The sequence below is a fragment of the Microbacterium sp. UBA3486 genome (assembly GCF_002377845.1).
Lineage (GTDB): Bacteria > Actinomycetota > Actinomycetes > Actinomycetales > Microbacteriaceae > Microbacterium > Microbacterium maritypicum_A.
The window spans coordinates 1-12,973 of record NZ_DFQP01000028.1 but is presented as its reverse complement, the minus strand read 5'-3'; the positions used below and the strand labels follow the sequence as shown (position 1 = coordinate 12,973).

13 protein-coding genes are annotated in these 12,973 nt (G+C 68.5%); 9 read left to right on the top strand and 4 right to left on the bottom strand.

Annotated elements, in window-relative coordinates:
* Positions 1 to 9: 9 nt before the first annotated feature.
* From B2869_RS03530 to B2869_RS03515, 4 genes are all read left to right on the top strand, one after another.
* Complete coding sequence (locus B2869_RS03530) at positions 10 to 1,116, top strand: carbohydrate ABC transporter permease (RefSeq protein WP_292762836.1); 1,107 nt, start codon at positions 10 to 12, stop codon at positions 1,114 to 1,116.
* The gene (locus B2869_RS03525; RefSeq protein WP_292762833.1) at positions 1,113 to 2,003 is read left to right on the top strand and encodes a carbohydrate ABC transporter permease; all 891 of its coding nucleotides are present in this window, start codon (positions 1,113 to 1,115) and stop codon (positions 2,001 to 2,003) included. The genes B2869_RS03530 and B2869_RS03525 overlap by 4 nt, the downstream gene beginning before the upstream one ends.
* 5 nt (positions 2,004 to 2,008) lie before the next feature.
* The gene (locus tag B2869_RS03520) at positions 2,009 to 3,439 is read left to right on the top strand and encodes a GH1 family beta-glucosidase (RefSeq protein WP_292762830.1); all 1,431 of its coding nucleotides are present in this window, start codon (positions 2,009 to 2,011) and stop codon (positions 3,437 to 3,439) included.
* Between the two features lie 139 nt (positions 3,440 to 3,578).
* Positions 3,579 to 4,574, top strand: coding sequence for a LacI family DNA-binding transcriptional regulator (locus B2869_RS03515; RefSeq protein ID WP_292762827.1), 996 nt, complete (start codon positions 3,579 to 3,581; stop codon positions 4,572 to 4,574).
* Between the two features lie 120 nt (positions 4,575 to 4,694).
* Here B2869_RS03515 and B2869_RS03510 read toward each other — a convergent pair whose 3' ends face one another.
* Positions 4,695 to 5,732, bottom strand: a complete 1,038-nt coding sequence (locus B2869_RS03510; protein WP_292762824.1) for a hypothetical protein — start codon at positions 5,730 to 5,732, stop codon at positions 4,695 to 4,697.
* Complete coding sequence (locus B2869_RS03505) at positions 5,729 to 6,601, bottom strand: DUF1266 domain-containing protein (protein ID WP_021199231.1); 873 nt, start codon at positions 6,599 to 6,601, stop codon at positions 5,729 to 5,731. Before B2869_RS03505 ends, B2869_RS03510 begins: the two co-directional genes overlap by 4 nt.
* Positions 6,602 to 6,726: 125 nt before the next feature.
* Here B2869_RS03505 and B2869_RS03500 point away from each other — a divergent pair, with 125 nt between their 5' ends.
* Positions 6,727 to 7,413, top strand: a complete 687-nt coding sequence (locus tag B2869_RS03500) for a TetR/AcrR family transcriptional regulator (protein WP_292762820.1) — start codon at positions 6,727 to 6,729, stop codon at positions 7,411 to 7,413.
* Between the two features lie 68 nt (positions 7,414 to 7,481).
* Here B2869_RS03500 and B2869_RS03495 read toward each other — a convergent pair whose 3' ends face one another.
* Positions 7,482 to 8,300: a matrixin family metalloprotease gene (locus B2869_RS03495; RefSeq protein WP_021199229.1), complete on the bottom strand. Its 819-nt coding sequence runs from the start codon at positions 8,298 to 8,300 to the stop codon at positions 7,482 to 7,484.
* Positions 8,301 to 8,535: 235 nt separating this feature from the next.
* Positions 8,536 to 9,174: a GntR family transcriptional regulator gene (locus B2869_RS03490; protein WP_021199228.1), complete on the bottom strand. Its 639-nt coding sequence runs from the start codon at positions 9,172 to 9,174 to the stop codon at positions 8,536 to 8,538.
* 172 nt (positions 9,175 to 9,346) lie between these two features.
* Here B2869_RS03490 and B2869_RS03485 point away from each other — a divergent pair, with 172 nt between their 5' ends.
* The 4 genes from B2869_RS03485 to B2869_RS03470 all read left to right on the top strand — a co-directional run.
* Positions 9,347 to 10,624 carry an NRAMP family divalent metal transporter gene (locus tag B2869_RS03485; protein WP_021199227.1) on the top strand — a complete coding sequence of 426 codons (1,278 nt, stop codon included), beginning with the start codon at positions 9,347 to 9,349 and terminating at the stop codon, positions 10,622 to 10,624.
* 4 nt (positions 10,625 to 10,628) lie between these two features.
* Positions 10,629 to 11,393, top strand: a complete 765-nt coding sequence (locus B2869_RS03480; RefSeq protein WP_021199226.1) for a LamB/YcsF family protein — start codon at positions 10,629 to 10,631, stop codon at positions 11,391 to 11,393.
* A gap of 1 nt (position 11,394) precedes the next feature.
* Positions 11,395 to 12,195: a putative hydro-lyase gene (locus B2869_RS03475; RefSeq protein WP_292762811.1), complete on the top strand. Its 801-nt coding sequence runs from the start codon at positions 11,395 to 11,397 to the stop codon at positions 12,193 to 12,195.
* A partial coding sequence (locus tag B2869_RS03470; protein WP_292762808.1) for a 5-oxoprolinase subunit B family protein occupies positions 12,195 to 12,973 on the top strand: 779 nt, incomplete at its 3' end. The genes B2869_RS03475 and B2869_RS03470, both read left to right, overlap by 1 nt.

Here is a 12,973-nt window from a genome sequence, read left to right as displayed (position 1 = left end):
GGACACCCCATGACACTCACCGCCCCGCCCGCGGAACAGCAGCGCGCGGCATCCCCCGCGAAGGATGCCGCACCGAAACGCTCCTGGCGCCACCGCGTCTCACGGTTCGACCAGAACGCCTCGCCGTACTTCTACGTCTCGCCGTTCTTCCTGCTGTTCGGGCTGGTCGGCCTGTTCCCGCTGCTCTACACGGTCTGGGTGGCGGTGCACGAGTGGGACCTGCTCAAGGGCGAAGGCGAGTTCGTCGGGGTCGGCAACTTCGTCGAGATCCTCGGCGATTCGATGTTCTGGAACTCGATCGGCAACACCCTGAGCATCTTCCTGCTCTCCGCGATCCCGCAGCTGGCCGTGGCCCTCGTGATCGCCTACCTCCTCGACCGGGGCCTGCGCGCCCCGACGTTCTGGCGCATGAGCGTGCTGATCCCGTTCGTGGTCACTCCGGTCGCGGTCGCCATCATCTTCTCGAGCATCTTCAACGAGGCCGACGGTCTGGCCAACAACCTGCTCAACCTCATCGGCATCGCGGACCAGGAGTGGAAGCACAACACCGCGCTGTCGCACATCGCGATCGCCGTCATGGTGAACTTCCGCTGGACGGGCTACAACGCCCTCATCCTGCTGGCCGCGATGCAGGCCGTGCCGCGTGACCTCTACGAGTCGGCGGCCCTCGACGGGGCCGGCGCCGCGCGCCGCTTCTTCTCGATCACCATCCCCACGATCCGTCCCACCCTGATCTTCGTCATCATCACGGCGACGATCGGCGGGTTGCAGATCTTCGCCGAGCCGCGCCTGTTCGACGTGTCGACCGCGGGCGGCATCGGCGGCAGCGACCGGCAGTTCCAGACCACGGTGCTGTTCCTGTGGGAGCTGGCGTTCTTCCGCCGGAACCTCGGGGAGGCATCCGCCGTCGCCATCCTGCTCTTCCTGCTGATCGTCGGGATCGGCGTGATCAACTTCCTGATCTCCCGCCGCATCTCCACCGGAGACGCCCCCAAGAACCGCGCGGCCCGCCGCCGTGCGCGCACCGCCGACACCGCCGACACCGCCGACACCGCCGCGACGAGCGCTGCCGCCGGAACGACGATCGCCACCACGACCGAGGAGAACGCGCGATGACCGCCACGCAGGCACTGAGCGTCCCCGAGAAGATCCGCCGTCGCCGGAGTGCGTCATCCGGCACCGCCGGGATCGGCAGCCGCCCCGGCTTCCTCACATACGGGCTCCTGGCCGCGTTCATCATCGGCAGCGTGTATCCGCTGTGGTGGTCGGTCGTCGTCGCGAGCGGCACGAACGCCACCCGCGGGGAGACGCTGCCGCTGATCCCCGGGGGCAACTTCTTCACGAACGCGGCCGAGGTCTTCGACGCGATCCCGTTCTGGCTGGCGCTGGGCAACTCGTTCCTCATCTCCGGCATCATCACGCTCTCGGTCGTCACCTTCTCCACGCTCGCGGGCTACGCCTTCGCCAAGCTCCGGTTCAAGGGCCGCGACGGGCTGATGATCTTCGTGATCGCGACGATGGCGATCCCGACGCAGCTGGGCATCATCCCCCTGTTCATGCTGATGCGCGAACTCGGCTGGACGGGCTCGATCGGCGCGGTGATCGTGCCGACCCTCGTCACCGCCTTCGGCGTCTTCTTCATGCGGCAGTACCTGGTCGATGTGATCCCGGACGAGCTGATCGAGGCCGCCCGTATGGACGGCGCCAACCAGTTCCGCACCTTCCTGACCGTCGGACTCCCCGCGGCTCGGCCGGCCATGGCGATCCTCGGACTCTTCACCTTCATGACGGCGTGGACCGACTACCTGTGGCCGCTGATCGTGCTCTCTCCGCAGAATCCGACCCTGCAGACGGCGCTCAGCCAGCTGCAGTCGGGCTACTACATCGACTACTCGATCGTGCTCGCCGGCGCGGTGCTCGCGACCCTCCCGCTGCTCGTGCTCTTCGTGGTCGCCGGTCGGCAGCTGGTCAGTGGCATCATGGCGGGCGCGGTGAAAGGATGACCCCTATGACCCGCTCCTTCCCCGAGAACTTCCTGTTCGGCGCCGCGACCGCGGCGTACCAGATCGAGGGGGCGGCGTTCGAGGACGGGCGCACCGCCTCGATCTGGGACGCGTTCTCGCGCGAGCCGGGCGCGGTGATCGGGGCCGAGAACGGCGACGTCGCCTGCGATCACTACCACCGCTACCCGCAGGACGTCGCGCTCATGACGCAGCTCGGGCTGCAGACATACCGCTTCTCGACCTCGTGGTCACGGGTGCGTCCGGACGGTGGAGCCGTCAACGCGGCGGGAGTGGACTTCTACGAGCGCCTGGTCGACGAGCTGCTCGCTGCCGACATCCTGCCCTGGCTGACGCTGTACCACTGGGACATGCCGCAGGCCCTGCAGGAGGCCGGTGGCTGGACGAACCGCGACACGGTCGATCGCTTCCTGGAGTACGCCGGCACCATGCACGACGCGCTCGGCGACCGGGTGAACGTGTGGACCACGTTGAACGAGCCGTGGTGCTCGTCGTTCCTCTCGTACACTGCCGGCGAGCATGCGCCCGGGCACACCAGCATCGCGGAGGGGCTGCTCGCCTCGCACCACCTGCTTCTCGCACACGGCAAGACCGTGCAGGAGTTCCGCAGACGCGACGCCTCGCTCAACCTCGGCATCACCCTGAACCACACGGTCGCCGACCCCGCCGACCCGCAGAATCCGGCCGATGTCGATGCGGCTCGTCGCGTGGACGGACAGTTCAACCGCTGGTTCCTCGACCCGATCTACCGCGGCAGCTACCCCGCCGACATCGTCGAAGACATCCGCGCGGTCGATGCCGACGCGGTCGCGCAGTTCGAGGCGGCCGTGCAGGACGGCGACCTCCAGCTGATCTCGCAGCACATCGACACGCAGGGGGTGAACTACTACCACGGCGACCTCGTATCGGGCACTGCTCCGGCTGAGGGGCCGGTCTCCGCGGAGCCCGAGACCGAGCGCGTGCGGCGCAGCCCCTACCCGTCGAGCGACGGCATCCACGCGGTCGAGCGGGGGTTGCCCCGCACCGCGCAGAACTGGGAGGTGCAGCCCGAGGGTCTCACCCGTGTGCTGCAGCGGATCTGGAACGAGTACGCCGAGCCCGCGGGCACCGTGCTCTACATGACCGAGAACGGGGCGGCCTACGACGATGCCGTGGCGGTCGAAGACGGCGACACGCGCGTGCACGACGCCGAGCGCACCGAGTTCCTGCGCCTGCACCTGGGCGCGGTGCTCGATGCCGCCGAGTCGGGTGTCGATGTGCGCGGCTACTTCTACTGGTCGCTGTTCGACAACTTCGAATGGGCGTGGGGATACGACAAGCGGTTCGGCATCGTACGCGTCGACTACGACACCCAGGAGCGCACGCTCAAGGACTCGGGTCGGGAGTACGCCCGCATCATCGCGGCCCGGGCGCTCTGACCCCGCTGCCCGCCCCTCGAGTCGCGCGAAGGGTCGTATCTGCGGCCGCGAAGCGACCATTTGCGCGACTCGAAGCGGGACGGTCGTCGTCGCACCCGTGAACCGGTGAGAATAGGGCGATGGAAGAGTGCGTACGCTGATGTCGCCCCGAGCGACCATCGAAGAAGTGGCATCCGCTGCGGGTGTCTCCCGGTCGACCGTGTCACGGGTCGTGAACGGGTCGACCGCCGTGAGCCCGGAAGCCCTCGCGGCGGTGCGCGCCGCGATCGACGAGCTGAACTACGTGCCCAATCGGGCCGCGCGCTCCCTGGCATCACGCCAGACCCACGCCATCGCGCTGATCGTCCCCGAAGACACCACGCGCTTCTTCGGCGACCCGTTCTTCGCGGCCATCGTCGCGGGCATCACAGGTGCACTCGGCGGCTCGGACTACCTGCTCAACCTGCTCATCGCGAGCGATGACCCCGGCGACAAGATGACCAGCTTCGTGCGCAACGGCGGCGTGGACGGTGCGCTGATCGTCTCGCACCACACGAGCGACGCCTTCGTCGATCGGATCGCGGATGCCGTGCCGGTCGTGTTCGGCGGCCGCCCGGTGCGCCGTCACGACGGGGACTACGTCGTCGACGTCGACAACGTCGCCGGAGCGAAGAACGCCACCCGCCGCCTGATCGACATCGGCCGTACGCGCATCGCCACGATCTCGGGTCCGCTCACGATGGTCGCCTCGGAAGACCGTGTGCAGGGGTTCCGGTCCGCGCTCGCGGAAGCCGGGCTCACCCCGTATGCGGAGGAGGAGGGCGACTACAGCGAGGCCAGCGGCGCGGAGGCTGCCAGACGGCTTCTCGACGGCGGGCGCCCGGATGCGATCTTCGTCGCCAGCGACCTGATGGCCCGAGGTGCGCTGACGGCCCTGCGCTCGGCGGGTGTGCGTGTGCCGGAGGACATCGCGCTGGTCGGCTTCGACGACTCCTCGGTCGCCGTCACCACCGATCCGCAGCTGACCACGATGCGCCAGCCGATGTACGCGCAGGGTGAGGCCATGGCCCGGATCCTGTTGTCGCGGCTCGCGGGGGAGGACCCGCCGACCACGACGATCCTGCCGACCGAGCTGGTGATCCGGGCCTCGGCCTGACCGACCACGTCCGGTCCTGACGAACCGCGTCGGGGTGCGCGAGCGTCCGCGGAGGGGATGAACACGGCTGTGGCCCTGGCGCCCCCTCCGGGCCAGGCCCACAGCCGTGGGTCTTGAGGCTCAGCCGACGAGCGAGCTGAGGATGTCACCGCCGAAGAGCGAGAAGGCGGTGAGGCCGGCGGAGAGCAGGAGCACCGCGGCCGTGCCGGCGACCGCGAACACCGAGATCCCGCGACCGCCCAGCCGTTGGCCGCGCAGGCCGACCGACACGCCTGCTCTGGCGGCGAGGCCTCCCGCCTCGTCATCGCGGTACAGCTCGGTGCGCACCGCGAAGCGCCGATGGAACTCCTCGGCCAAGGTGAGCACCGCCGTCATGGTCTCGGCATGGTCGAACCGTGTGCCGGACGGCAGGTACACGTAGAGACGGTCGGACACGAGCTCGATCTCGGCGCCGGAGCCGAGGTCCAGCACGCGGGCCATCAGATCCGGCGTGAAGATGTAGAGAGCGTCCTGCTGATAGCCCTCCGGCACGATGAGGCGGAACGTCTTCGCGAACTCGCCTTCCAGATCCATGTGCGCGGCGCCACGCCCGAGGCCGAGCGTGGGGACGATGCTGCGCTTCCGGTTGGCGAGCACGATGTGCGGGACGGATGCCGGCAGCGGCAGTTCGATGAAGGCGAAGGGGCGCTGGATCGTGGCGCGCTCCTGTCCGTGGGCGACAGAGTGATGCATGCCCAGCTCGAACGGCATCCGGTCGTCGTCGCAGGCGATGACCGCACGTTCGCGTCCGTGCGCGACCCGCGTGAACGCGGCCCCGGGACGGCGGGTGCGCTCGAGGGTGTCGGCGTACGCCCATCCGTTCGCCCAGGCGAAGGCGGCGACCTTCACCCGGCGACTCAGGCCGACCGCCCACCAGACGAAGCCGACGGCGGCGAGCACGGTGTACCCGATCACGAACACCCCGAGGATCGGGGCGACCGTGAGGATGTCGCTGCGGCCGAGGAACCAGAGCCCGGTCAGCATCGCGGCGGCGAACAGCAGCACGACCACCAGGATCACCAGGAAGCGGCGATGCGGCGGGATCCCGCAGATGCGCTCGTAGGTGCGGATGTCGCGCAGGCCCGCGCTCCGTCGCAGCGGTTCCAGGTCTACGGTCACAGGCTCCATGACAGCGTCGCCCACGGGCCGTTGCGCTTCTCGGACGCTGCGGCCTGGAAATCGGACCAGCCGTCGCCGAACTTCTCGAACGACTTCTCATCGACGTTGCCGTCCGTCCAGTGCATGACACGTCCCACGATGTAGCTCAGGCCGAAGTCGGCCCATGATTCGAACGCCGGGCGCCCTTCGACGTTGATGCGGTGGATGATCGCGCGTGCCTCAGCGACGTCGCCGTGTCCGAGCGCGACACCCCAGGTCGTCATGGCCACGGCCTGACCCAGGCCGTAGCCATCAAGGGTCTTCACGAAGAGCCCGGGGGTGACGATGTCCTTGCCCACGCGCTTGCGCACCTCGGTCTCGGCGTACTCGATCGAGGTGACGAAAGCGCGTGCATCGCGCTTGTCGCCGCCCTCCTGCACGATGGCGGCGAGCCATTCCTTGGCCTTCGGCGTGCGGCCGAGGCGCTGGGCGAGTTCGGTGCGTACGGCGAGGTACAGCATCCATACCTCGCGACGGCGGCGGACGGTGCTCAGGCGCTCGATGTTGGCGAGCCATTCGTCTCGTGTGTGCACGCCCCACTGGTCGACGAGGACCTTCTTCTCGCGGTCGTCGAGGAGCGAAGCGGTCGGATCGTTCCAGGCGCCTGAGGGCAGGTTCACGATCTGCAGGAAGCCGAGCGCGATCTCATCGGCTTCGACCCCGGTGGTGGGGTGCTCGGGCGAGGCCTTGACCTTGGCGGCCGGCAGGATCCAGATCACGAGGAAGAACAGCACGACGACCCCGACGATCGTCCACGCCCACCACTGGCTCACGAGCCATTCGAAGATCGAGGTGACGCTGTTGAAGTCGACGCTCGCGAAAGAGTGCATGGGTGCTCCTGGGAAGGGTGAATCCGTGTCGGTTCATAGATTGAACGAACATTCAGTGAGTAATCTATACGGCAGGGGGGCGATTTCGAAAGACGGACCGGCGGGACTCAGGAGGTGGATGCCACGTGGCGCGCTCCGACGAGCAGAACCGGTTGGCCCGCGAGCGTGCCAGGGAGAACATCCTGCAGGCGGCGATCGAGACGTTCAGCGAACGAGGCGTCGCAGGGGCGAGCATCGCCGAGATCACGAAGCGTGCCGGCGTCGCCCAGGGGCTCGTGAACTATCACTTCGGTGGCAAGGAGCAACTCGTCGCCGCCGTGATCGATCGCTGGTTCGAGACCGTGCTCGGCTTCGCCCGCGTCGAGGGCACGCCCGACGAGATGCTCGCCGCGGTGATCGACGGTGCTCTCACGGCCACCGCCTATGCGATACCGCTGCAGCGCGCGGTGCTCGCGATGCAGCAGCAGCCGGCCACGCATCGACTCTTCGCGGAGTCGGAGGCCCGGCACGAGGCGGGCGCCGCCGCGGCGGAGGACGCGGTCCGTGACCTCTTCCGCGCGCGGGGGGCCGAGGACCCGGCGCTCGAAGAGGTGATGCTGCGGAGCACGATCGAGGGTGTCTTCGTGAAATCCGCCGTCTTCGGCGATACGTATCCGCTCGAGGAGGCCCGCCGCTGGATGTTCCGACGGTACGGACTCCCCGAGCCCACGGCGTCCATCGCGCCACCGGCTCCCCTGCGTGACGGTGAGCCGCGGCCGCGGGCCACGGCGGCTCTGCGGGGGCGCGAGCAACTGCCGGGCGACTCCGCCTGAACGACGGACGAACGCGGGGCCCGGTCGCGAACGACCGGGCCCCGCTGATTCCGACGTGCTGACCGGTGTCAGTTCCCGTAGAGGGAGACGACTCCGGCGGTGTCGACGCTCGTCATCGACAGGTCGTCGGACGATCCGTTGCACTGCGGGTAGTGCATGATCGACGAGGAGTCGTACGGCGTCAGAGGACGCCAGTTGTTGTCCTCGAAGCAGGTGCCGGCCTCCGGGCGGGTGTGCTCGTGGCGGAAGCCGAGCACGTGGCCCAGTTCATGGCCGAGCACGTTCGTCGGGGTCCAGGACGAGCCGGGGGTCCAGATCGAGTCGTCGATGAGGACGTTCTGCAGACGCGGTGCCGTGCTCGGGAAGAAGGCCCTGGCGATGTACTGCGTCGTCTGCACCGGCTCCACCGAGAACAGGACGGCGTTGTTGCGCGTCGTGCAGTTGGCATCGGCGCTGCTGTCGTAGATGAAGTCGATCTTCGAGGATGCGGCTTCCCAGAGGGCAGCACCGCTTTCCATCGCGTTCACGACGTCGGCGTGACGTGCACCGAAGGCGGTGCTGACGCAATAGGTGAGGTTCGCCACCTGCGCGTCGGACCACTTGTCGTCGATGCTGTTGACGGTGTTGACGATGAGACCGTTGGTCACGGGGTCGGCGCCGAGGAGCTGCTCGTAGAAAGAACGCAGTTCGCCCTGGTTGGAGATCACCTCGTCTCCGTTGACGACGTAGGCACCGTCGACGTCTCGGTAAGTCGACGCCTCGAACTCCTGGAAGGTGGGGATGTCATCGGCGTCGGGTGCGGAATTCGCGGCAGCGGGGATGACCGTGCCGAGGCAGAGCGCAGCAGCCGCGGTAGCGGCGAACGCCAGTTTTCTCGTGAGTCGCAAAGTAGTAGTCCTTTTCGATCTGAACGATTCCGCGCGCCCCCTCGGCACGCGGCCCCCGGCGGAAAGGTGAGCAACTCTGCGCAGCCGATCCTGTCGAAGTGCGCTCACGGTAAGCATGGCTCTCACGCGATGGCAAGGCATCTCCCGGCACGTTCACAGATTTATGCACTCAGGTCAAAAATACCGAACGTCGTTCTGGTCGAAGGTGGTGTGCGTCCCGGCGAGACGTCGGGGGTCAGGCGTGGCCCATGCGGGCGAAAGCCCCCAGGACACTGCGCTCCGATGCGGTGAGGTAGCGCTCGAGTTCTTCCGCAGCGGCTTCGGGGCCCTGTTCCAGCAGAGCCGTGAGCACCGCGCGGTTCCGACGGACGTACGGCTCGTGCAGCGACCTCGGCTCGTCGATCTCGAGGAAGACGAGACGCAGCTCGGCGGCGACATCGCGGTAGGTGCGGGCGAGCCGTGCGCTGTCGGCGAGGGCGACGATCGCGTCGTGGAAGGCCATGTTCGCGCTGCCGATACGTCGCCAATCCTCGTGCGGCAGCTGCTCCTCGGCCTCGGCCAGGGCTTCGCGCATGAGCTGCACGGCGGGGTGCTCGGGCTCGGACTGGCGCAGTGCGGTGCATTCGATCACGCGGCGGGCCCGATAGATGTCGATCACGTCGGCGATGGTCGGTGACGCCACCGAGACCCCGCGGTGGGGGATGTGCTCGACGAGGCCCTGCTCGGCGAGCACACGGAAGGCTTCGCGAAGCGTGTTGCGCGAGACGTCGAACTGCTCGGCGAGGGCTGATTCCGAGAGTCGTGACCCCGGTGCGAAGTCGCCGTCGATGATGCGCTGACGGAGGACGTCGGCGAGCGGGCCCTGCTGGTTCATGCCTTCATCGTAGGCGGCGGAGCCGCGGCATCGTCTGCGGTCGCAGGAGGGAAATCACACGAAAGCAACCGTTCTGTAGCACGGCCGTAACACGATTGTTGAACAATCAATGCCTATCCGTTCTACACTGGGGGTCACCCGACACCCACCAACGACGATGGGAACCCCCCGCATGTCAGAGCAGACCACCGCCTCCCTCTCCCCGGAGGACGAAGCCCGCCTCTCGTCCGCCAAGAAGCGCGCGGGCCGCAGTGCCGTCATCGGCGCGATCTTCCTCATGGCCACCAGCGCCATCGGCCCCGGCTTCATCACGCAGACCGCCACGTTCACAGCGACGATGGGGGCCGCCTTCGCGTTCGCGATCCTCATCTCGATCCTCGTCGACATCGCGGTGCAGCTGAACGTCTGGCGCATGATCACCTCGTCCGGCAAGCGCGCCGGCGAACTCGCGAACAGCGCCATCCCCTTCTCCGGACACCTGATCGCCGTGCTCGTCGTGATCGGCGGGCTGGCCTTCAACATCGGGAACATCGCCGGTGGCGGACTGGGACTCAACGCCCTGCTCGGCATCGACCCCAAGCTCGGCGGCATGGTCACCGCGGCCCTCGCGATCATCATCTTCCTGGTGAAGAAGGCGGGCCCCGTGATGGACATCGTGCTGGTCGTGCTGGGAATCGCCATGATCGTCATGACCGTGGTCGTGGCCGTGATCGCCCAGCCGCCGATCGGCGAGGCGCTGCGCCAGACCTTCGTGCCCGACGAGCTGAACTTCGCCACCATCACCACCATCGTCGGCGGCACCGTCGGCGGATACATCACCTACTCCGGCGCCCACCGCTACCTCGACTCGGGACACACCGGACCGGAGCACGCCGGCCCCGTCATGCGCGCGGCGACCAACGGCATCCTCGTCACCGGCGTGATGCGCTACGTCCTGTTCCTCGCGATCCTCGGCGTCGTGGCCTCCGGCGTCACGCTCGACCTCTCCGGGCAGGGCGCGAACCCCGCGGGTCAGGCGTTCGGCGCGGTGCTCGGCGACGCCGGCCTCCGCATCTTCGGTGCGATCTTCTGGGCCGCGGCGATCAGCTCGGTCATCGGTGCGGCCTACACCTCCGCCACCTTCCTCTCCACCTTCACCACGAAGCTCAAGGGCGGGTGGCCGCTGCAGCTCGCGACCGTCGCGTTCATCGTGGTGTCGCTGGCGGTGTACCTCTCGATCGGTACCGCTCCTGCGGCGATCCTCGTGTTCGTCGGCGGCTTCAACGGCCTGATCCTGCCGATCGGACTCACGGTGTTCATGTACATCGGCTGGTTCCGTCGCGACCTGCTCGGCTCGAAGAAGTACCCGATGTGGCTGCTCGTCGCCGGTACGCTCGTGACGCTGCTCACCTGGTACATGGGTATCGTCTCGGTCGGCCCCATCTTCGCCTTCCTCGGAATCGGAGCGTGATCGCATGACATCGATCGACCTGAACTCGGACCTCGGCGAGAACGTCGCCGACCGGATCGTCAGCGACGACGCGAGCATGCTCCGCCTCGTCACGAGCGCGAACGTGTCATGCGGTTTCCATGCCGGCAGCCCCGAGGGGATCCGCGAGACGCTCGCGGCTGCCGTGGCGGACGGCGTGGTGATCGGCGCGCACCCCGGTTACCGCGACTACGAGAACTTCGGACGCACGAAGGTCGACATCGACTCGGCCACGCTGCAGGCGCACGTCGAGTACCAGCTCGGCGCGCTCATCGGGCTCGCCTCCGCGGTGGGCGGCCGGGTCTCGTACGTCAAGCCGCACGGCGCTCTCTACAACACGATCGCCCGCGACGAGCGGCAGTCGAAGGACGTTGTGGCCGCGATCCGCGCGATCGACCCTGGCCTGGTGCTGCTCGGGCTCTCCGGAGGCGTCGTGCTCGACGTGGCCGAGCGGGCAGGGCTCGCCGTCGCCGCCGAGGCGTTCGCGGACCGCGCGTATCAGCCCGACGGTCAGCTCGTCTCGCGCACCGAGGAGGGCGCGGTGCTGCACGACCCGGCAGCGGTCGCCGAGCGCATGGTGCGCCTCGCCGCCGACGGCGTGATCCGTGCGATCGACGGCACCGATGTGCCCGTGGTCGCGCAGTCGATCTGCGTGCACGGCGACAGCCCCGGCTCGGTGGCCATGGCCGCAGAGACCAAGCGGATGCTGCAGGAGGCGGGAATCACGATCGCCCCGTTCGCGGGCGCCTGACATGACCGTTCTCGCCACCGCCGACCAGCTCGCCGACGCACGCGCTGCTCGCGCCGCGATACGCGCGGGGCACGCCGAGCCGACCAGCGGAGTCGCGGTCGGGCTGACCCAGGCGAACCTCATCGCGGTGCCGGCCGACTGGGCCTTCGAAATGCTGCTCTTCGCGCAGCGGAACCCGAAGCCGTGCCCGGTGCTCGAGGTGATCGAGCAGGGCGCGGTGGAGTCACGGCTCGCGCCCGGCAGCGACATCCGCACCGACATCGGCCGGTACCGCATCTGGCGCGACGGGGAACTGGTCGAGGAGGTCGCCGACGCGACTGCGGCCTGGGCGGAGCATCCCGACCTCGTGGCTTTCCTCATCGGATGCAGCTTCACCTTCGAATCCGGACTCGTACAGGCAGGGATCCCGATCCGCCATCAGGAGCTCGGCCGGAACGTGCCCATGTACCGCACCTCCGTGTCGTGCGCGCCCGCCGGACGACTGCGCGGAGAGATGGTCGTCTCGATGCGTCCGATCCCCGCGGCTCGCGTCGCGGATGCCGTGCAGATCTCCGGCCGCACTCCCGCGGTGCACGGTGCTCCGGTGCACATCGGCGACCCGGCATCGCTCGGCATCCACGACCTGGCGCATCCCGACTTCGGGGATGCTCCCGAGGTGCGCGACGGCGAAGTGCCCGTCTTCTGGGCCTGCGGTGTCACCCCACAGGCCGCGATCATGGCCTCGAGGCCGCCGTTCGCGATCACGCACGCGCCCGGGTACATGTTCATCACCGATGTTCCGGATGCGGAGTACCTCGTCTGATGCGCATCCTCACGGCATCCGATCACGCTCTCCTCGTCGAGGCATCCGACCTCGACGAGGCGATGCGCCTGAACCTCGCGTGGGAGGGCGTGCCCGGCATCGTCGAGCGTATCCCCGGCGCCCGCACCGTGCTCGTGCGCTTCGATCCGGTCCGGGTCTCGGCCGCCGATCTCTCAGCGGTGCTGGCCGCGACCGAGATCGACACCGCGCATCCGCCGGGCACCGGCGAGGTCACCGTACCGGTGCGGTACGACGGCGAAGACCTCGACGAGGCGGCATCGCTGTTGGGCGTCTCGGCGGAGGAACTCGTCAACCGGCACCTCGCCGCGGACTGGCGGGTGGCGTTCTCCGGTTTCGCCCCCGGCTTCGGATACGTCGTGAGCAGCGATCCCCTGTTCGACGTGCCGCGCCGATCGTCGCCGCGCACACGCGTGCCCGCCGGCTCGGTCGCGCTCGCCGGGCAGTTCACCGGCGTCTACCCCCGGGAGAGCCCGGGGGGATGGCAGCTCATCGGACGCACGGATGCCGTGATGTGGGACATCGAGCGGAACCCGCCCGCGCTGCTGTCGCCCGGGACGGCGGTGCGGTTCGCGCAGGTGCGGGAGGCTGCTCGGCTGGAGGGCGGTCATCCGGGCCGAAACGGAGACGACCCGACGCGCGCCCGGCGCGTCGCGGCGCAGCACTCCGCGACGGATGCAGATGGTCTGGGTTTCGGCGCGGGAGTCGCCGTCGAGGTGGTCCGCCCGTCGCTGCAGCTGCTCGTGCAGGACGCCGGGCG